This window comes from Plantibacter sp. T3 (genome assembly GCF_902506515.1).
Taxonomy (GTDB): Bacteria; Actinomycetota; Actinomycetes; order Actinomycetales; family Microbacteriaceae; genus Plantibacter; species Plantibacter auratus.
Map to the genome: position 1 here is coordinate 2210345 of NZ_LR733286.1, position 19137 is coordinate 2229481.

Sequence of the window (19137 nt, forward strand, 5' to 3'; positions counted from 1 at the left end):
GGGCTGTGGATCAGCCCATCGTCACGACGGGGAGGCCGAACGCCGCGGCCACGCCGGCGTTGGTGACCGCACCCGCGTGGATGTTGACGCCCGCGCGGAGTGCTGCGTCGGCCGCCACGGCGTCGTTCGTGCCCTGGTCGGCGATGGCGAGGGCGTACCGGAGGGTGGCGTTGGTCAGCGCTCGCGTCGAGGTCTCCGGGACGGCACCGGGCATGTTGGCCACGCAGTAGTAGAGGCTGTCGTGGACCCGGAACGTGGGGTCGTCGTGCGTCGTCGGCCGTGAGCCCTCGAAGCAGCCGCCCTGGTCGATGGCGATGTCGACGAGCACCGAGCCGGGCTTCATGTCCGCCACCATGGCGTCGGTGACGAGCTTCGGGGCCTGGGCCCCGGGGATGAGCACCGAGCCGATGACGAGGTCGGCGTCGCGGAGCTGCTCCGCGATCTCGTAAGCCGATGACGGCCTGGTCTGGATCTGCCCGCTGAAGCGGTTCTCCAGCTCCCGCAGGCGAGGGATGGAGATGTCGATGATCGTGACGTCCGCCTGCATGCCGAGCGCGTTGGCCGCGGCGTGCTCGCCGGCGACCCCGCCGCCGATGACGACGACCTTCGCCTTGGGGGTTCCGGGCACGCCGCCCAGCAGGATCCCTCGTCCACCGGTGGCGCGCATGAGGTGGTAGGCGCCGACTTGCGTGGACAGTCGTCCTGCGACCTCGCTCATGGGCTGCAGGAGCGGGAGGGAGCGGTTGGGTAGCTGCACGGTCTCATAGGCGATCGCGGTGGTCCCAGAGGCGATCAGGGCGTCGGTGAGCGGACGGTCCGCCGCGAGGTGGAGGTAGGTGAAGAGCGTCTGGTCGGCCCGCAGGAAGTCGTACTCGGCGGCGACGGGCTCCTTCACCTTGAGTAGGAGGTCGCCCGCCGCCCAGACGGAGGCCGCGTCGGTGGCGATGGTCGCGCCGGCGGCACGATACGCCTCGTCGAGATTGCCGGACCCGAGGCCGGCGCCCGCCTGGACGACGACCTCATGGCCGTGTCGGACGAGTTCGTGGACGCCGCCGGGCGTCGCCGCGACCCGGTTCTCGTTGTTCTTGATCTCCGTGGGGATGCCGATTCGCATGGCTGGTTCCTCTCGCAGGCTGGGCCAAGGCTCGGCTCTCCCGCTCGTCGGTGGACGGTGTGGGACTATTCTGGGGTTGCTGCGTTTCAGCCAAATGAACACCGCAGTTTTTGCGGAATTCGTGTCTGAACTCGATGATGATTCGGCTGAAAAGGAGAGTGGGCGCAGGATGACGAACAATCTGCACGGACGCGCGGACCTCGACGACGTCGACCACGCACTCCTGCGGCTCCTGCAGGAGAACGCACGCATGACGAACGCCCGCATGGCGGAGCTCGTCGGCATCGCCCCCTCGACGTGTGTCGCCCGAGTGCGGTCGCTCGTCGACCGCGGCGTGATCACGGGGTTCTCGGCGCGTATCGATCCGGTCGCGGTCGGGCTCGGTCTTGAGGCGCTCATCAGCGTCAACATCAGGGCGGGGGCTCGCGCCCGTATCGCCGAGTTCAGCGCCGGCATCCGACAGCTCCCGGAGGTCGTGCAGGTGTTCTTCCTCGGCGGCTCCGAGGACTTCGTCATCCATCTCGCGGCGCGGGACAGCGCCCACATCCGCGACTTCGTCGTCGAGCACCTGTCGGCCGATCCGACGGTCGCCTCGACCCGCACGAGCCTGGTGTTCGATCACTCGTTCATCGGCGTCGCGGTGGGGGAGTGAGGGCGATCCGCGGCTGTACCGGCCGGGCGAAGGTCACGAACGCATAACGAAGGACTCGGGCGGAAAACCCTGACCATGTTCGGTTTTGCCACGGAGGCCGTGCGCGATGTCCGCCTTTTGGGGGATCGTCGATTAGCCAGCAGCTGTGAGTTTCGTTAGCGTTGTCGACGGCCCGCAAGGGCTGACCTACGTAACCGCGTCCCGCCCCCTGTCGCCCCGTGACGGCGTGCTGGACGTACGGTCGAACGCCACGCGGTAGCCGTTGTCGCCCCACGTGATCCGAGCCCGCGCGCTGTCCATCAGTGCGCCGATGGGGCGGATCGAGAGCCGTTCGACCCGGCCTGACGATCGACAGGAAGAGCGCACCGCGGTTCCGCGTGCGCTTCCAGGAGAACACATGACCGAAACGATTGCCGTCTCCGCGACGGGACTGTACAAGGTCTTCGGCAGGAAGCCGAAGGAAGCCGTGAAACGCCTGCAGGCCGGTGCCTCGCGTGACGAACTCGCCTCCGGCGGGACCACCGCAGCCGTCATCGACGCCTCGTTCGAGGTGAAGCAGGGCGAGATCTTCGTCGTGATGGGCCTCTCCGGCTCGGGCAAGTCGACGCTGATCCGGATGCTCAACGGCCTGCTCGAGCCGACGGCGGGCACCGTGACCATCGCCGGGAAGCCGATCTCGGGGGTGTCCTCGAAGCAGCTGCGTGCGGTCCGACAGGACAACATCTCGATGGTCTTCCAGCACTTCGCCCTGCTGCCGCACCGCACGGTGCTCGAGAACGCCGCCTACGGACTCGAGGTGAAGGGTGTTCCGGCCGCTGAACGACGCGAGCGGGCCCAGGCCGTCGTCGAGCGCGTCGGGCTCGCAGGCTGGGAGGACAAGCTCCCGGGCCAGCTCTCGGGTGGGATGCAGCAGCGCGTCGGCCTCGCCCGCGCACTCGCCTCGGACACCGACATCCTCCTCATGGACGAGGCGTTCTCCGCGCTCGATCCCCTCATCCGCCGCGAGATGCAGGAGCAGCTCGTCGAGCTGCAGGCCGAGCTCGGCAAGACCATCGTGTTCATCACCCACGACCTCAACGAGGCGATGTTCCTCGGCGACCGGATCGCCGTCATGCGCGACGGCCGGATCGTCCAGGTGGGCACCCCGAACGACATCCTGACCGACCCGGCGAACGACTACGTCGCCCAGTTCGTCCAGGACGTCGACCGCGCCCGCGTCCTGACCGCCGGTGGCGTGATGGAACCCGCGCGCTCCGTCGTCTCCGCATCCGCCGGACCCAGGGCTGCCCTGCGCATCATGCGCGACCTGCAGACCTCGACCGCCTTCGTGGTCGGTCCGGGTCGGCAGCTCCTCGGCGTCGTCCGCGACAAGGACGTGCTGCGTCTCGTCCGTGCGGGCGACCACGAGCTCGGCAGCGTCATCACCGCCGACCTCGCCACGGTCTCGCCGGAGGCGGCGCTCGTCGACCTCTTCGAGTCCGCCGTCGAGAGTGCCCTGCCCGTCGCGGTCGTGGACGAGCGGACGCGCCTGCTCGGCGTCGTCCCGCGGGTGACCCTGCTCGCCGCCGTCGGTAACGTCCCGACCAACACGGACGAGATCAGCCTCGTCGGGCCGCCGGCGACGGTGCCCGTCGAGCTCATCACGGCGACCCTGCGGTCGACCGCGGAGGACCCGCAGCACCCCGATGACGTGACCTCGTCGATCGAGACCAGCGCCGCCGAACCGGCAGCGATCCTGCCGGAAGGGAGTGTCCGATGAACGGCATCCGTCTCCAGTCGTCCGGGTTCCTGGACGCCATCACCCGCCCCGAGATCGGTGCGTGGGTCGAAGCCTTCGTCGACTTCATCACCGACGTCTTCCAGCCCGTCTTCGACGTCATCCGGAGCGTCTTCCAGGGGCTGTACGACGGCGTCGACCTCGTGCTCAGCGGTCCGCCGTTCTGGGTGATCATCATCGTCGCCGCCCTGCTGGCCTTCGTCGCACGAGGCCCGGTGTTCGCCGTCGGCTCCGCGGTCGGGCTGTTGATCATCGTCGGCGTCGAGCAGTGGGACAACGCGATGGACTCGCTCTCGCTCGTGCTCGTGGCCGGACTCATCGCCATCGTGATCGGGATCCCGCTCGGCATCCTGGCGGCACGCTCGAAGGTCGCGTCGTCGATCATCCGGCCGTTGCTCGACTTCATGCAGACGACTCCGGCGTTCGTCTACCTCATCCCCGCGCTCATCCTGTTCCGCATCGGTGTCGTCCCGGGCATCGTCGCGACGATCGTCTTCGCGCTGGCCCCGGCCGTCCGTCTCACGGAACTCGGGATCCGCAACGTCGACCGCGAGGTCGTCGAGGCCGGCAACGCGTTCGGTGCTTCCTCGTGGCGGATCCTCCGCCAGATCCAGCTGCCGCTCGCGATGCCGAACATCATGGCCGGAGTCAACCAGGTCATCATGCTCTCGCTCTCCATGGTCGTCATCGCCGGCATGGTCGGCGCCGGCGGTCTGGGTGGCGACGTCGTCAAGAGCCTCTCCCGGATCGACATCCAGCTCGGCTCTGAAGCGGGCCTGTCGGTCGTCATCCTGGCGATCTTCCTGGACCGTCTCACGGCTTCCCTCGGCAGCGGTCGCAAACAGCGTGGGAAGCGCATGAAGGCTGCCCCGTCCTCGCCCGGCGGGATCCGACCGGCGCCTGCCTCGAGCACCACGACGACCGACAGCACCGCCTCAGGTGAGGAGCAGCGCACTCCCGCCGAGTCGCCGACCACCGTGCGGTGACCCACCGGCACACAGCTTTCCACCCGACGACACCGATCCCCGCGTCACGCGGGACGAAAGGAATCATCGAACATGCAGTACCGCACCAAGATCGCAACCACCATCGCAGCGGGGGCGGCGGCGACGCTCGCCATCTCCGGCTGCTCCGCGGGCGCCTCGGACGAGACGCTCGAGAACGGCGACAAGCAGGCGGTGACCATCGCCGTGTTCAGCGGCTGGGACGAGGGCATCGCTGCCTCCGAGCTGTGGAAGGCCGTGCTCGAGGAGCAGGGCTACGACGTCACCCTCGAGGAGGCGGAGCCCGCCCCGGTGTTCTCCGGCCTCAGCACCGGTGACTACGACCTGACGCTCGACGTCTGGCTGCCGACCACGCACGCGAGCTACATCGAGAAGTTCGGTGACGACGTCGTCGACCTCGGCGCCTGGAACACCGACGCCAAGCTCACGATCGCCGTCAACGAGGACGCCCCTGTCGACTCGCTCGAGGACCTCGCGGCCAACGCGGACCTCTTCGACAGCCGGCTCGTCGGCATCGACCCCGGTGCCGGACTGACCGAGGCCACCCAGGACAAGGTCATCCCCGAGTACGGCCTCGACGACTGGGAGTTCCTGACCTCGGGCACCCCGGCCATGCTCTCGGAGCTGAAGGCCGCGACCGACGCCGGCGAGAACATCGCCGTCACGCTGTGGCGTCCGCACTGGGCCTACGACGCGTTCCCGATCAAGGACCTCGAGGACCCGAAGGGCGCCCTCGGAGATGCCGAAGGCATCCACAGCTTCGGCAAGGCCGACTTCGCGGACGAGTACCCGACGCTCGCCGGGTGGCTGAAGAACTTCGACTTCGACTCAGAGCGACTGTTCTCGCTCGAGAACGCGATGTTCAACGAGGGTGACTCGAAGGACTACGCGCCGGTCGTCAAGCAGTGGATCAGCGACAACCAGGAGTACGTCGACTCGCTCACCAAGTAGCGGATCGACGAGACGACGGGCACCGGAGCGATCCGGTGCCCGTCGTCTTGTGCATCGGAGCGTCAGCTGCGGAGTCGGGCGAGGCCGTCGACGGCCCGCTCCAGCACCTCGACGCGTTTGCAGAACGCGAACCGGACCAGTGACGCGTAGTCCGGGTCGTGCCGGTCGAGGCAGAACGCCGACAGCGGCACCGCAACGACGCCGGCGAGCTCGGGCAGTGCCCGGCAGAACGCTGCAGCATCGTCGAAGCCCAACGGGGTCGCATCGGCCACGATGAAGTAGGTGCCGTCCGGTCGGAAGGTGTTGAAACCGGCGGCGGAGAGGCCCGCGCTCAGGAGGTCCCGCTTGCCGCGCAGGCCGTCGGCGATGGCCGTGAACGCGGCGTCGGGCAGTCGGAGTCCGGTCGCCATCGCCGGCTGGAACGGTGCGCCGTTGACGTAACTGAGGTACTGCTTGACCGTCGAGACGGCCGAGACGAGTTCGCGGGGTCCGCTCAACCAGCCGATCTTCCACCCGGTCGTGCTGAAGGTCTTGCCACCGGACGAGATCGTGAGTGTACGTCCGGCGGCACCCGGCAGGGTCGCGACGGGGACGTGTCGGACGTCGAAGGTCAAGTGCTCGTAGACCTCGTCCGTCACGATGATCGCATCGTGGCGCTCCGCCAACTCGGCGATCAGGTCGAGCGTCGCGCGGTCGAGGACGGTGCCGGTCGGGTTGTGCGGCGTGTTGACCAGGATGATCCTGGTCCGGTCGGTGACGACGGCGCGGAGCTCGTCCGGGTCCGGCTGGAAGTCGGGTGCGCGCAGCTTGACCGTCCGGTGCCGGCCGCCGGCGAGGGCGATGAGTCCGCCGTACGCGTCGTAGAACGGCTCGAAGGTCACGACCTCGTCGCCGTGCTCGACGAGGGCGAGCAGGGTAGCGGCGAGCGCCTCGGTCGCTCCGGCGGTGACGAGCACCTCTCCCTGCGGGTCGGGCTGGAGACCGTAGAACCGTCGCTGGTGCTCGCTGATCGCGGTGCGGAGGTCGAGGGTGCCCGGGCCGGGTGGGTACTGGTTCTCGCCGCGCTCGATGGCCGCGACCGCTTCGGCCAGGACCGCTTCGGGTCCGTCCTCGTCGGGGAACCCCTGGCCGAGGTTGACGGCTCCGGTCTGCATCGCGAGCGCGCTCATCTCCGCGAAGATCGTCGAGGAGACGTGTCCGTCCTCGTTGACGAGGCCGGCGCCTTCGGCGGTGCGCCGCCAGGGTCCGTCAACCACCATGTCGATCTCCCTCCGTGGCCGCGGGCGCGGGCCGCTCCCAATCTAGGACACCGTGCGCAGGTCCTTGCGGCGAAGCCCTAGCCGGCGCACAGCGGGCGCGAATGAAACACTCAGCTCAGCACGGGAAGCTGACTGCGCTTGGAAGGAGCAGAATCGCCATGACCGACACCGCAGACGGACAGCAGCCCGCCGAACACCCCCAGTCCACCCCGAACGGTGAGACCGCGCCGCAGTCCGCACCCGCTGAGCAGGCGGGTGGCACAGTGCCTCCCGCGGGCGAGGCACGGCCGTCGACCTCAGGAGCGTACTTCCCGCCCCCGACCGCGATGCCTCCGGCCGCACCGCCAACTGGTCAGCCGACGCAGCAGCTCTACGGCGCGGCCCAGCAAGGCTCGCCGTACCAGCAGGCGCCGCAGCACCCGGCCGCAGCCTTCTCCCGTCAGCAGCAGCCGAACCCGTACGCCGCGTACCAGCAGCCCACCGGCCAGCAGCCCACGGCCCAGCCTGGTCAGCAGCACGGTCCCTACGGTGCGTCCCCGTACGCCCAGCAGCCGACCGGGCAGCACCCTGGCGTCCCGACACCACCGGCAGCTCGGACGAAGAAGACCAACCGCCCGCTGGCGGGCATGGTCGCGATGCTCGCCGTCGGCGCCCTCATCGGAGGAGCGTCCGGCGCCGGGGCGACGCTCTGGGTCACGAACGCGACGAAGTCGAGTGTCTCGAGCAACGAGGCTGGCTCGAAGGCGTTCACCATCAACGACGACGCCGACGTGAGCCTGACCACGGCCATCGCCGCGACGGCAGGGCCGAGCGTCGTGACCCTCTCGGTCCAGGGCGGGCAGAGCGCCGGTACCGGTTCGGGGATCATCCTCAGCAAGGACGGTTACGTCCTGACGAACACGCACGTGGTCACCCTGGACGGCCAGGTCGCCGACCCGACCATCCGGGTCACCGATGCGAACGGCAAGCTGTACAACGCCAAGATCGTCGGCACGGACCCGATCTACGACCTCGCGGTCATCAAGCTCGAGGACGCCTCGGGTCTCAGCCCGATGGAGTTCGCGAACTCCGACAAGCTCAACGTCGGCGAGACGGCCGTCGCGATCGGTGCGCCGCTCGGACTCGCGGGGACCGTCACCGACGGCATCGTCAGCGCGCTCAACCGGAGCATCACCGTCGCCTCCTCCGCTGTTCCGGACTCCGGATCGAGCGACGACGGCGGGTCCGGCGACTCCAACGGCGACAACCAGAGCCCGTGGAACTTCGACGTCCCCGGGCAGACCACCCCGACCGCGCCGACCTCCTCGATCTCGATCGCGGTCATCCAGACCGACGCGGCGATCAACCCCGGTAACTCGGGCGGCGCGCTCGTCGACGGCACCGGCAAGCTCATCGGGGTCAACGTCGCGATCGCGAGCGCCGGAAGCACCGACTCGTCGTCGCAGAGCGGCAGCATCGGCGTCGGCTTCGCCATCCCGGCGAACATCGCCAAGCGCGTCTCGGACGAGATCATCAAGACGGGCAAGGCGACCCACGGCCTGCTCGGCGCGACCGTGAAGGACGCCTCGAGCGACGCCAAGAGCACGGTCGCCGGCGCGCTCATCGACAAGGTCACCGACAACGGCGCCGCGCAGGCCGCGGGTCTGAAGTCTGGGGACATCGTCACCGAGTTCAACGGCGTCCCGGTCACGGGTGCGAACGACCTCACCGCTCAGGTGCGGGCGCTCGCGGCGGGGGCGACGGCGAAGCTCACCTTCACCCGCGGCAACGACTCGCAGACCGCCGAGGTCACGCTCGGCGAGCTCGCGCTCTGACACCCGGGGCGTCAGGCCCCGGAGGACGCCCGCACGGCCTCCGTGCGGGCGTCCTCCGCGTCCGGGCCACCCCGACGACCGGCTGCTAGGCTCGATCGAACGAAACACGGAGTGAACCCCCATGTCGAACGACACAGGCCAGGCCGACGCACCGTCGTCGCCCGGAGTCTCCTACGTGATGCCGGTGTTGAACGACGTCCGCCACGTCCGGGCAGCCGTCGACAGCCTCCTGGCGCAGGACTACGCCGGCGACGTGGAGATCACGATCGCCGTCGGGCCGAGCATCGACGGCACGACCGAGCTCGTCCGAGAGCTCCAGGCGGCCGACCCGCGCATCCACGTGCTGGAGAACCGCGTCGGGTCGACCCCGGCCGGACTCAACCTGGCGATCGCCGCGTCGACGCATCCGATCGTCATCCGGGTCGACGCCCACTCGGAGCTGCCCGACGACTACGCGCGACTCGCGGTCGAGACCATGCTCCGCACGGGGGCGCAGAACGTCGGCGGGATCATGGACGCCCAAGGGCGTACGAGCTTCGAGACGGCGGTGGCGCGGGCGTATGGCTCGCGCGTCGGGCTCGGCGGCACACCCCACCACGTCGGCGGTCGAGAGGGGCCTGCCGACACCGTCTACCTCGGGGTCTTCGACCGCGAGATGCTCATGCGGGTGGGCATGTTCGACGAGCGCATCAAACGCGGACAGGACTGGGAGCTCAACCGCCGGATCAAGCAGGCCGGCGGCCTCGTCTGGTTCACGCCCGCGTTGCGCGTCGTCTACCGCCCGCGTGCGAGCATGCGCGCCCTGGCGCGGCAGTTCTTCTCCACCGGACTCTGGCGCGGCGAGCTCAGCCGGAGCTTCCCCACCCGCGGCACGCTCCGTTACTTCGCGCCGCCGGTCCTGGTGCTCGGTATCGTGCTCGGCACGCTGCTCGGGCTCGGAGGCCTGGTCCAGCTGGGTGCGGGGGCGACGCCGTGGCTGCTCCTCGGGTTCGCGGCCCCCATCGCCTATGCGGCCATCGTGCTGCTCGCGAGCATCGTCGTCACCGGGCGGGACGGGGTACGCACGAGCCTCTGGATGCTCGCCGTCCTGCCGTGCATCCACTTCTGCTGGGGCACGGGGTTCGTGCTCGGCTACGGCTCGCTCGCGAAGGGTATCTCCGCGCTGCGCAATCCACCGAAGGCGGTCTAGATGTCGGATCCCAGCACGGCCGGAACCGGTCCGAGGCTCACGCCCCCGCGGACGATCGCCGAGCTCCGTGCCGTGGCGCAACCGCCGGAGGTCCGCGCGCGGAAGAACGCCGAGCACTGGACGGCCGACCTCTACTTGCGAGACCTGTCGCCGTACGTCACGTGGTTGCTGCTGCGCACGAGCATCAGCGCGAACGGCGTGACGGGTCTGATGATCCTGACCGGGTGGGCCACGGCCGCCGCGCTCCTCATCCCCGGATTCGGGGGCGCGGCCCTCGCGCTCGTGCTCGGCCAGACGCAGATGCTCGTCGACTGCTGCGACGGTGAGGTCGCGCGCTGGCGGCGGACGTCGAGTCCGGCCGGTGCGTTCCTGGACTCCGTCGGCCACTACTCCACCGAGTCGCTCATCGCGATCGCCCTCGGCATCCGTGCCGCCGCGTGGCCGGTCGATGCGCCCGAAGACCTCGTCTGGATCACCCTCGGATTCGCACTCGCGCTGTTCGTCGTCCTCAACAAGGCGCTGAACGACATGGTGCGGGTCGCCCGCGCCGGGTTCGGGGCGCCGAAACTCACCTACTCGACCGAGGAGTCGGCGCCGCGCGGGGGACTGCTCGCTACGGCGCGGACGGTGGCGCGGTTCCTCCCGTTCCACCGGCTGTTCCACTCGGTCGAGCTCACCATGGTGATCTTCGCCGCTTCCGTGGTCGGCCTGTTCGTCGGCGACGTCGAGGCGATGCGCTGGGTGCTCGCGATCCTCGTTCCGCTCGCGTTCCTGACGCTCGTCGGGCATTTCATCGCGATCGTCTCGTCGAAGCGGCTCCACGCGTGATGTCCGGCCCGATCCCGGTCACGCGCTCCGTCGGCGTCGTGGTCTTGACGCAGGGGACCCGCCCGGTCGAACTCACCGCAGCCGTGGAGAGCGTGCTCGCCCAGCAAGCGGTGGAGCTCGACGTGGTCGTGGTCGGCAACGGCTGGCAGCCGACCGGACTTCCGCACGGCGCTCGAGGCCTGGCCCTGTCGGAGAACCTCGGGATCCCGGCCGGCCGCAACCGTGGTGCCGACGCCGTGCAGGGGGAGTTCGTCTTCTTCCTCGACGACGACGCGACCATCCCGTCCACCACCTTCCTCCGCGACGCCATTGCGATGCTCGACGCGGACCGCTCCATCGGCCTCATCCAGCCCCGGCTCGCCGACGCGGACGGTGCAGCGACGCCGTCCCGCTGGGTGCCGCGCACCCGCGACAAGGACCCCGGGCATTCGAGCGCCGTGTTCTCCTGCCTCGAAGCGGCCGTCCTGTTGCCGCGGTCGGTGTTCGACGCCGTCGGTGGATGGGCAGATCCGTTCTTCTACGCGCATGAGGGCATCGAGCTCGCCTGGCGGGTCTGGGACCAGGGGAGGCGAGCCTGGTACGAGGCGTCCCTCGAAGCGAACCACCCGGTGACCGAACCGACGAGGCATACCGCCTACTACCGGCTCAACGCGCGGAACCGGGTCTGGCTCGCGCGGCGGAACCTCCCGGTGCCGCTCATCCCGCTGTACGTGGGCTCCTGGACCGCGATCCAGGTGATCCGGTGGTGGCGGAAGCCGGAGGCCCTCCGTCCCTGGTTCGGTGGCTGGCGCGAGGGCTGGCGGACGGACCCCGGCGAACGTCGTCCACTGCGCTGGCGGACGGTCTGGCGGATGACGCGCGCAGGGCGACCTCCGGTCATCTGAGTGGCGGGGGCCCGTCGTGATCCCACCGTGACCTGGCGTCGTTACGCTTGACGGATGCTGGAGCTGACATGGGACTGATCAGAGACGGTCGTCGTGCCATCACGCTCGCCAAGGACCTGCTCGCCAACCGCCGGGCCAGAGCCGTCCTCGCGGCGCAGATGCAGGCGGCTCCCGTGATCGAGCCGGGGCGCTACAAGGTGGCCGTGTACTTCGCGGACGGTGCCGTCAACATGTACCAGATCCGACAGTGGTACCGGCCGCTCGCCGAACTGTCGAAGCAGTGGCCCGTCCTCATCCTCAGTCGCGGTGCGACGGCTGCGGCGAAGCTGTTCGAGGAGTCGCCGATCCCGACGGCCTACGTCCGGACGGTCGTCGCCCTCGAGCGCACGCTGGCCGAACAGGACATCCGCGTCGTGCTGTACGTCAACCAGAACGCCAAGAACTTCCAGATGTTCCGCTACGGCTCCCGCTGGCACGTCTTCGTCAACCATGGCGAGAGCGACAAGATGTACATGACCACGAACCAGTTCAAGGCCTACGACTACAGCCTCATCGCCGGCCAAGCGGCGAGGAACCGGCTGGAGCGGGTGCTCTGGGACTACGACTTCGACAAGCGCGCGATCATGATCGGCCGCCCGCAGGCGGACCACTACTCGGGCGAACTGCCGTACACGCCCGACGAGCGGACCGTGGTCCTGTACGCGCCCACCTGGGAGGGCGACCGCGCGGCCGCGGCATACGGCTCGATCGCGAGCCACGGCGTGGCCCTCGTCCGAGCGCTCATCGCGACCGGGCGGCACCGCGTCGTGTACCGCCCGCACCCGAGGAGCGGTGTCGTCGATCCGGCGTACGCGAGCGCGAACCGCGAGATCATGGCCGCGCTCCAGGAGGCGAACCGAGCGGACGCCTCAGCCCAGCACGTCGTCGACACGGGTGCCGACCTCGGTTGGCAGCTGGCGGCAGCTGACGCGGCGATCGTCGACATCTCCGCGATGGTCTACGACCGCCTCGCGAGCGGGAAGCCGCTCATGATCACCCGTCCCGTGAACCCGGAGGCGGAGATCGACACCGGAGGGTACCTCTCGTCGTGTGAATGGCTCGATGCCTCGGACGCAGCGGACATCGTCGACGGAGTCGACCGACTCCTCGGTGATCCCGAGACGGTCGCGCGACTGCAGCACTGGGTCGAGTACTACTTCGGCGACACGACGCCCGGGGTGACGACGGCGAGGTTCCACAGCGCCATCGAGCATCTGATGTCGGAGTGGGAACGGTTCGCCCTCGCGCACGCCGATGGCCGGCCGGAGCTCGACGAGCATGAGGACGATGAGGACGAAGACGAGGATGATGACGACGAAGGACGCGCCTGAGGCGCCCTGAGCCGTTGAGTCCGCGCCCAGGAGAACCGCGTAGGGTCGGGCAGGTGAATCCGTCCTCCGGGCGACTGGCCTCCCTCGACGGAGTCCGTGGTGTCGCCAGCGTCGTCGTGGTGCTCTACCACGTGTCGTTGCTCGCACGACCCTTCGCGACGGGCCGGATCTCGGAGCCCGCCTGGGACATCGCGACCGAGACACCATTGAAGCTGCTCTTCGCCGGCACCGAGGCGGTGCAGGTGTTCTTCGTCCTGAGTGGTCTCGTCGTCGCGCTCCCGCTGTTGCGAGGCGGCGCGAGCTGGCCGGGGTTCTTCGCCGCGCGGTTCGTGCGGCTCTACCTCCCCGTGTGGGGATCGCTGCTGTTCGCCGCCGCACTCATCCTGCTCATCCCGAGGGATCCCGCCTCGGTGACCACCGGTGAGTGGATCGCGAACGCGAACGCGACGAGCGTCGACCCGCTGCACCTCCTGACGGAGGCCACCCTGACACCGGCGAGCTACACCCTGGTGAACACCCTGTGGTCGCTGCGCTGGGAGCTGATCTTCACGCTCCTCCTTCCGATCGCCGTCCTGCTCGCTCGGTTGCTGCGCCGCTGGGCGTGGCCGGTCGCTGCGTTGATGTCCGTGATCATGGTGCTCGGACGGGTCGCGGGACTGGACGCCGCCGTCTACCTGCCGGCGTTCTTCATCGGTACGCTGATCGCCGTCCGGCTCGACGACCTCCGCGCCTGGGCGGCGGATCGGTCCAGCCCCCTGCAGTGGGCGATGCTCACGGGCGGCTCCGCACTCCTGCTCGTCGCGAGCTGGCTCTCCCGACCGTTCGTCGAGTCCTCCTCCACGCTGGGTCAGGCGCTCTGGGGTCTGTCGGGCGTGGGAGCGGCCGGTCTCATCGTCGTCGCCATCGGAAGCCCGTTCGCCCGGCGGCTCCTCGAGACCCCGCCCGTCCTCTGGCTCGGCAAGGTGTCGTTCAGCCTGTACCTCGTGCACGCCCCGATCCTGGCCACGCTCGCCTTCATGTTCGGCGATGAGCGCTGGTGGCTGGTCGGCATCGTGGGCGTGCCACTCAGCCTGCTGATCGCCGCCGGGTTCTTCCAGCTCGTCGAGCGTCCGTCCCACGGCCTGGCGCGCCGCGTCGGCCGAGGGGTGCAGACGGGGGTCGCGGCGGTGCGCTCCCGGATGCTCAGCCGACGCGAGGGACGAGCGCGTTCCGCTTCTTCCGACGAGCGGCCGCGTGCAACTCCTGAGCCCACCGACGGGTGACGGCTTCGTCGTCGTACTGCTCCGCGGTCGTTCTGGCGTTGCGACGCATCGCGTCGACCTCGGTTTCAGGAAGGGCGAGCAGGCGCTCGATGGCGGCCGACACGACGGTCGGTTCCGCGGACGGCACGAGGAACCCGTTCCAACCGTCGCGGACGATGTCGGCCGGTCCGTAGGGGACGTCGACCACGATGGGAAGACACCCGGCTGCCATCGCCTCGATGAGCACGAGCGGGAAGCCCTCCGAGGTCGAGGTCATGACGAGGAACGAACCCGAGCCGAGCTGCTGCCGGGCGGAGCGGTCGTAGCCGTGGAGGACGACGCGGTGCTCCGGGTCTTCGGCGATGAGGAGCGACTGCAGTTCGTCGAGCAGCTCGCCGCCGCCGTACACGTCGAGCGTCGGGGGAGGCCCGTCCGTGGACGTGGCGGCGAGGACGGCGCGGATCGCGTGCGCCGGCCGCTTCCGGGCCGTGAGCGAGCCGAGGAACATCCCGCGGCTGCGAGGCCGAGGAGCGCGTGCGACCTCCGGGGCGACGAGTTCGCGCGAGTTCGGGATGACACTGAGCGAGGCGTGCTCGCCGAGCATGGTCGTCACGTCCGCGAGCTGCCGATCACTGAGGAGCGCGACGAGGTCGAAGTCGTCGAGCGCCTCGAACACCGCTCGCCGCGACTCCCGCAGCCGACCGTGTGGCCGTTCCGTGCCCTGGAGGTGCGAGGCGTGCACGACGTGCGCGGTGACGACGTTGCGCTTCCGGTAGCTCAGGACGAACGGGGCGATGGTCTTGCTGTCGACGATCATCCAGGCCGGCCCGCCCGCGGTGAGCGCGTCGAACCAGGCGCGGTACAGGGACCAGATGCGTCCCCAGGAGCGGACGGGACGACCCTGCTCGTCGCAGAGGACGACCGAGCGGCCGCCCTTCACGCCCCGTTCGCGCGTATCGCGGCGGTCGGACAGGAGCAGGGTGCCGTCCGGTCGGTAGACGTCCACCTGCAGGATCTGACCCGCGTCGTCGTGTCGGTCGCGGCTGAGGACGGCGTCGCCGCGGCGTCGTTCCGTGCCGACGTCGTCCAGGGGGAGCGGGGTGAACCCGTGGCGAGCCAGGTCGAGGGACCCACCCGGCAGAGGGTTGTCACGCAGCCAGTCCCAGAGGTTGACGACCCGGAGTCCGTCGATCAGGTCTCCGCGCGTGCGCAGCCGTGACGCCAACTCGGGGTAGTCCGGTCGGTGGTCGAAGGTGAGGACGTCGACCGGGGTGTCGGCCAGTCTGATGAACGCGCGGGAGCGCTGGAGCATCGCCTCGGTCATGCCGCCGAAGTCGTCCGACAGGCCCCAGGTCACCGCGAAGTGGCGACCTTCCGGGAACGGCTTCTGGGGGCGGCGCAGGAAGGGAAGTCTCACCCTCCGACGGTACGCGATGGACCTGGAGGGATGCCGCATCCCGGGCGGCCCGGTCGGGAGTGATCCGGAGCTCGCCTCGGGTGGTCAGGGGCGCTGCTCGGACCCGTCGCCGACGGCCGCATCGCCGCCTGACTCGATGGACAGGTGCTTCCGGCGTCGGAACACCTGGTCGCGGATCTTCCCGAGGCCCGACCGGCCGGAGACGGCCCGCATCCGCGGCTCGAGGTCGAGTGGGACGACGAACGGCGCCGGTCCGAACGCCTGGCGCGCGGCACGGACGACCTGTCGGCCGAGCATGTGGTTGCCGATACCGCCGACGGCCGCTCCGACGCCGAAGGGGAGCGCCTTGCCGATGACACCGGCGCTGCCGCTCGCCGCGAAGTGCTTCACGAAGCGCACCCGCAGCTGGTCGGCGACGGGACCCACGATCATCGACGGCAGACCCTGGGTGATCGTCTGGCCCCAGAACGCCTGCCGCGGGACTCCCTTGCCGGCCGCCTGGGATCCGAAGTTGCGCAGGAGATCGGTTCCGGCCTTGCCGAGCATCATGGTCATGACGAGCGCGCGGGATCGCATCGGATCCGCCAGGGCGATGCCGTGGACCTCGGTGACCGACTGGGCGAACAGGGCGGTCGCCTCGAGGAACCCCGCCGTCTCGACACCGGAGAGCGCGAGGGTCGTCGCCGTCCCGATCGCCGGGACCACAGCGGTCGCGCCGACGGCGGCTCCCGTCGTCGTCACCGTCGTGAGGTACCGGCGCTCCAGGACGCGGATGAGCTGGTCGGCCGTCGCGTTCGGGTACATCCGCCGGATCGACCGGATGTGCGCCACGACCACCGGTCGCTGGACCCAGAGCAGTCGGTCGAGCGCCCGCACCCATCCCGGCTCGGGCAGCATGGGCTGCTGTGCTGCGGCGGTGGGGAACTGGGCGGGACCCGGAACGGGTCCCTGCTGCGGTCCGGTCATGACGACCTCCTCGTGGGCGGGGCGGCCAGTCTACGTCGACCCGCTGCGGGTCGACTGACGCTTGCTGGCGGGCTTCAGCTGTTGTAGTCGGCGTTGTAGCGGTCGAGCACGTCGTCGATCGGGGCGTCGAGTACGAGCGCCCCCTTGTCGAGGTAGAGCCCCCTCGTGCAGAACCGCCTGAGGTCCTTCTCGTTGTGCGAGACGAAGAACAGGGTCCGCCCGCCCTCGAGGAGTTCCTCGATACGCCGATAGCACTTCTCGCGGAACGCCCGGTCGCCGACGGCGAGGACCTCGTCGACGAGGATGATCGGCTCTTCGAGCTGCGCGATCACCGCGAAGGCGATGCGGACCTTCATCCCGCTCGAGAGGTGCTTGTACGGGGTGTCGATGAAGTCGGCGATCTCGGCGAACGCGATGATGTCGTCGAAACGCCCGTCGATCTCGCGGCGCGACATGCCGTGAAGGCCGGCCGTCAGGTACACGTTGTCGCGGACCGTCAGGTCGTTGACGAAGCCACCGGTGATCTCGATGAGCGGCGCGACGCCTTCGCGCACACCGACGGTGCCCTCGTCGGGCAGGACGACACCGGCGACGAGCTTGAGCAGCGTCGACTTGCCTTGACCGTTCCGGCCGACGACGCCGATCGCCTCGCCGGGGGCGACATCGAAGGAGACGTGGCGCAGGGGCCAGAACTCGCCCGGCTTCGAGCGACGGTCGCGACCGGCGAAGAGGTCCTTGAAACTCCGCCGACCGCCACGGTTGCGCCGGAACCGGATGCCTGCGTCGGCGACCGAGATCGCCGGCCGACCCGCGGTTGCGTTACCTGTGGGCATCAGATCTCCTTCAGCACGGAGCGCTCGCAGCGCTTGAAGACGAGGAGACCGACCGCGAGGATGACCGCCGACATGGCGGCGGACACGCCCACGAGGTGCCAGTTGAGCTCCTGTGGGAAGAACGCGGAACGGTACAGCGCGAAGATGCCGCTGAGCGGGTTGAACGCCGCGAAGGGCTCGATCTTGTCGGGCAGCGCCATAGTGCTGTAGATGATCGGCGTCGCGTAGAACATGAACCGCAGGATGAGCTTGACGGCGCGCTCGAGATCGCGGAAGAACACGACGAGCGGAGCGACGATCAGGCAGAGCCCGATGGTCAGGACGGCTTGGATGACGATGGCGAGCGGGAACAGCACGATGTCGAGGTTCACCTGCGCGCCGCTGAAGATCGCGAAGGCTGCGAGGACCGGGAGCGCCGCGAGGAACTCGATGCCCTTCGACAGCACGATCCGGTTCACCCAGATGGTCCGGGGGATCGTCGTCGAACGCACGAGCTTCGCCTCGCGCAGGAAGGCGCGCGTGCTGTCGGACACCGATCCGGTGAACCACATCCATGGCAGCAGGGCGGCGAGGAGGAACACGATGTACGGTTCCTCGCCGACATCGCGCCGGAACACCTGCGTGAAGACGAACCAGTAGATCCCGCTCATGACGAGGGGGTCGAGGATGGACCACACGTAGCCGAGCGCGCTCGTCGAGTAGCGCACACGCAGGTCTCGGACGGTCAGGATCCAGAGCGCGTGGCGATACCTCGCCGAACGCGACATCCTTGGCCGCGTTTCAGCAGAAGAACTCACGGGACCAACCTTATCGAGGCGACGCAGGAACGCCGCCCGCGACGCTCAGCGTCGGGACGGCGTTCGTGTGCGATGTGGACGGGGCCCTCAGACGAAGAGGTTCGCGCGCTCGAGGTCCTCGGCGAAGTCGACCTCGACCGCGTAGAGGTCGGAGATGTCGACCGGCTCGACGAGCATGCCTTCGCGCTCGATGGCGAGCTCGATGCCGCGCTCGAAGTAGTCCTGGTCGCCGACCTTGGTCAGGTAGCGGTGCAGCATCGTCTTGTCCTGCGACGAGATGTAGTTGATGCCCACGGCCTCTCCGAGCCCGCCGACGACGGTCTTCGAGAGCTCCTTGATGTAGCCCTCGGCGCTCGTCGTGTACTTGACCTCTTCGTCGGACACCTTGGAGGTGTTGACGGTCACGAACGAACGGTCCTTGGCGATCATCGCGGCAGCGCGGTCGAGGACGGCCGGGTCGAAGACGACGTCGCCGTTCATCCAGAGCACGCCGCCGGCCTGAGACGCCGCGAGGGCGCGCATGAGGCTCTTCGAGGTGTTGGTCTGGTCGTACTGCTCGTTGTAGACGAAGGAGGCGTCGGGGAAGGCCTCGATGATGTGCTCGAGCTTGTAGCCGACGACGATCGTCACCTTGGCGCTCGCTCCGAACGCGTGGTGGATGTTGTCGAACTGCTGCTGCATGATGGTGCGGCCGTCGCTGAGCTCGGTCAGGGGCTTGGGGAGCGAGCGGCCGAGACGGCTGCCCATCCCTGCGGCAAGGATCACTACCTGGGTGGTCACGTTGTTCTCCTCAGTGTGGGTATGGAATCACGCGGTGCCACGATGCTGTGGACGATTCACCGAGGATTAACCAAGACGTGCATTGAAAGACACTCCGTTATGCCAAAATACAGGCTAGCCGCGGTGAACTCCGTCTGTCAGGGGTTCCCAGGGTCCGTTGTCGTTTTGTGATCGACCACCCGGCGTTTACACAGCTTGGGGGAGATGTGTCAACCGTTCAGCCTGAGACTCCGCTGTCCGCTGCGGCCGCCGCTGTTGGTA

General features: G+C 69.0%; 17 protein-coding genes. 10 read left to right on the forward strand and 7 right to left on the reverse strand.

All coding sequences use genetic code 11. The features are described from left to right. Positions 1–10 precede the first annotated feature (10 nt). A complete protein-coding gene (ald, locus tag GV015_RS10575; RefSeq protein WP_159878270.1) occupies positions 11–1114 on the reverse strand; it encodes an alanine dehydrogenase in 1104 nt (367 codons plus the stop codon). 169 nt (positions 1115–1283) lie between these two features. On the opposite strand from ald, the gene GV015_RS10580 reads away from it, so the two are divergent. From GV015_RS10580 to GV015_RS10595, 4 genes are all read left to right on the forward strand, one after another. Then, a complete protein-coding gene (locus GV015_RS10580) occupies positions 1284–1766 on the forward strand; it encodes an Lrp/AsnC family transcriptional regulator (RefSeq protein ID WP_079705560.1) in 483 nt (160 codons plus the stop codon). A gap of 397 nt (positions 1767–2163) precedes the next feature. Then, positions 2164–3525 carry a glycine betaine/L-proline ABC transporter ATP-binding protein gene (locus GV015_RS10585; RefSeq protein WP_079705561.1) on the forward strand — a complete coding sequence of 454 codons (1362 nt, stop codon included), beginning with the start codon at positions 2164–2166 and terminating at the stop codon, positions 3523–3525. Next, positions 3522–4529, forward strand: coding sequence for a proline/glycine betaine ABC transporter permease (locus GV015_RS10590; protein ID WP_159878272.1), 1008 nt, complete (start codon positions 3522–3524; stop codon positions 4527–4529). Before GV015_RS10585 ends, GV015_RS10590 begins: the two co-directional genes overlap by 4 nt. A 72-nt stretch (positions 4530–4601) precedes the next feature. Beyond that, positions 4602–5498, forward strand: a complete 897-nt coding sequence (locus GV015_RS10595; RefSeq protein ID WP_159878274.1) for a glycine betaine ABC transporter substrate-binding protein — start codon at positions 4602–4604, stop codon at positions 5496–5498. Between the two features lie 62 nt (positions 5499–5560). Here GV015_RS10595 and GV015_RS10600 read toward each other — a convergent pair whose 3' ends face one another. Further along, a complete protein-coding gene (locus GV015_RS10600) occupies positions 5561–6757 on the reverse strand; it encodes an aminotransferase class I/II-fold pyridoxal phosphate-dependent enzyme (protein WP_159878276.1) in 1197 nt (398 codons plus the stop codon). Positions 6758–6915: 158 nt separating this feature from the next. Here GV015_RS10600 and GV015_RS10605 point away from each other — a divergent pair, with 158 nt between their 5' ends. From GV015_RS10605 to GV015_RS10630, 6 genes are all read left to right on the forward strand, one after another. Further along, complete coding sequence (locus GV015_RS10605) at positions 6916–8571, forward strand: S1C family serine protease (protein WP_159878278.1); 1656 nt, start codon at positions 6916–6918, stop codon at positions 8569–8571. A gap of 121 nt (positions 8572–8692) precedes the next feature. Continuing rightward, the gene (locus GV015_RS10610) at positions 8693–9760 is read left to right on the forward strand and encodes a glycosyltransferase family 2 protein (protein ID WP_079705566.1); all 1068 of its coding nucleotides are present in this window, start codon (positions 8693–8695) and stop codon (positions 9758–9760) included. Further along, positions 9761–10588, forward strand: coding sequence for a CDP-alcohol phosphatidyltransferase family protein (locus GV015_RS10615; protein WP_079705567.1), 828 nt, complete (start codon positions 9761–9763; stop codon positions 10586–10588). Further along, positions 10588–11472: a glycosyltransferase family 2 protein gene (locus tag GV015_RS10620; RefSeq protein WP_079705568.1), complete on the forward strand. Its 885-nt coding sequence runs from the start codon at positions 10588–10590 to the stop codon at positions 11470–11472. Before GV015_RS10615 ends, GV015_RS10620 begins: the two co-directional genes overlap by 1 nt. A 68-nt stretch (positions 11473–11540) precedes the next feature. Beyond that, positions 11541–12842: a CDP-glycerol glycerophosphotransferase family protein gene (locus tag GV015_RS10625; RefSeq protein ID WP_079705569.1), complete on the forward strand. Its 1302-nt coding sequence runs from the start codon at positions 11541–11543 to the stop codon at positions 12840–12842. A gap of 53 nt (positions 12843–12895) precedes the next feature. Further along, positions 12896–14104, forward strand: coding sequence for an acyltransferase (locus tag GV015_RS10630; RefSeq protein ID WP_124769032.1), 1209 nt, complete (start codon positions 12896–12898; stop codon positions 14102–14104). Here the strand turns inward: GV015_RS10630 and GV015_RS10635 are convergent. From GV015_RS10635 to GV015_RS10655, 5 genes are all read right to left on the reverse strand, one after another. Further along, a complete protein-coding gene (locus GV015_RS10635; RefSeq protein ID WP_159878280.1) occupies positions 14025–15500 on the reverse strand; it encodes a glycosyltransferase in 1476 nt (491 codons plus the stop codon). The two genes, GV015_RS10630 and GV015_RS10635, sit on opposite strands and share 80 nt — an antisense overlap. 84 nt (positions 15501–15584) lie before the next feature. Beyond that, positions 15585–16466: a hypothetical protein gene (locus tag GV015_RS10640; protein ID WP_159878282.1), complete on the reverse strand. Its 882-nt coding sequence runs from the start codon at positions 16464–16466 to the stop codon at positions 15585–15587. 74 nt (positions 16467–16540) lie between these two features. Then, positions 16541–17299 carry an ABC transporter ATP-binding protein gene (locus tag GV015_RS10645; RefSeq protein WP_079705573.1) on the reverse strand — a complete coding sequence of 253 codons (759 nt, stop codon included), beginning with the start codon at positions 17297–17299 and terminating at the stop codon, positions 16541–16543. After that, entirely contained in the window at positions 17299–18066 is a 768-nt protein-coding gene (locus GV015_RS10650) for an ABC transporter permease (protein ID WP_159878284.1), read from the reverse strand. The genes GV015_RS10645 and GV015_RS10650 overlap by 1 nt, the downstream gene beginning before the upstream one ends. Positions 18067–18183: 117 nt before the next feature. Beyond that, a complete protein-coding gene (locus tag GV015_RS10655) occupies positions 18184–18876 on the reverse strand; it encodes an NTP transferase domain-containing protein (RefSeq protein WP_064296200.1) in 693 nt (230 codons plus the stop codon). Positions 18877–19137 lie beyond the last annotated feature (261 nt).

Excerpts from the sequence above, each read along its gene's own strand:
- GV015_RS10640 (WP_159878282.1), bottom strand. The coding sequence starts at position 16,466 with ATGACCGGACCGCAGCAGGGACCCGTTCCGGGTCCCGCCCAGTTCCCC.
- GV015_RS10595 (WP_159878274.1), top strand. The coding sequence starts at position 4,602 with ATGCAGTACCGCACCAAGATCGCAACCACCATCGCAGCGGGGGCGGCG.
- ald (WP_159878270.1), bottom strand. The coding sequence starts at position 1,114 with ATGCGAATCGGCATCCCCACGGAGATCAAGAACAACGAGAACCGGGTC.
- GV015_RS10625 (WP_079705569.1), top strand. The coding sequence starts at position 11,541 with ATGGGACTGATCAGAGACGGTCGTCGTGCCATCACGCTCGCCAAGGAC.
- GV015_RS10590 (WP_159878272.1), top strand. The coding sequence starts at position 3,522 with ATGAACGGCATCCGTCTCCAGTCGTCCGGGTTCCTGGACGCCATCACC.
- GV015_RS10600 (WP_159878276.1), bottom strand. The coding sequence starts at position 6,757 with ATGGTGGTTGACGGACCCTGGCGGCGCACCGCCGAAGGCGCCGGCCTC.
- GV015_RS10605 (WP_159878278.1), top strand. The coding sequence starts at position 6,916 with ATGACCGACACCGCAGACGGACAGCAGCCCGCCGAACACCCCCAGTCC.
- GV015_RS10610 (WP_079705566.1), top strand. The coding sequence starts at position 8,693 with ATGTCGAACGACACAGGCCAGGCCGACGCACCGTCGTCGCCCGGAGTC.
- GV015_RS10645 (WP_079705573.1), bottom strand. The coding sequence starts at position 17,299 with ATGCCCACAGGTAACGCAACCGCGGGTCGGCCGGCGATCTCGGTCGCC.
- GV015_RS10650 (WP_159878284.1), bottom strand. The coding sequence starts at position 18,066 with ATGTCGCGTTCGGCGAGGTATCGCCACGCGCTCTGGATCCTGACCGTC.
- GV015_RS10620 (WP_079705568.1), top strand. The coding sequence starts at position 10,588 with ATGTCCGGCCCGATCCCGGTCACGCGCTCCGTCGGCGTCGTGGTCTTG.
- GV015_RS10585 (WP_079705561.1), top strand. The coding sequence starts at position 2,164 with ATGACCGAAACGATTGCCGTCTCCGCGACGGGACTGTACAAGGTCTTC.
- GV015_RS10580 (WP_079705560.1), top strand. The coding sequence starts at position 1,284 with ATGACGAACAATCTGCACGGACGCGCGGACCTCGACGACGTCGACCAC.
- GV015_RS10615 (WP_079705567.1), top strand. The coding sequence starts at position 9,761 with ATGTCGGATCCCAGCACGGCCGGAACCGGTCCGAGGCTCACGCCCCCG.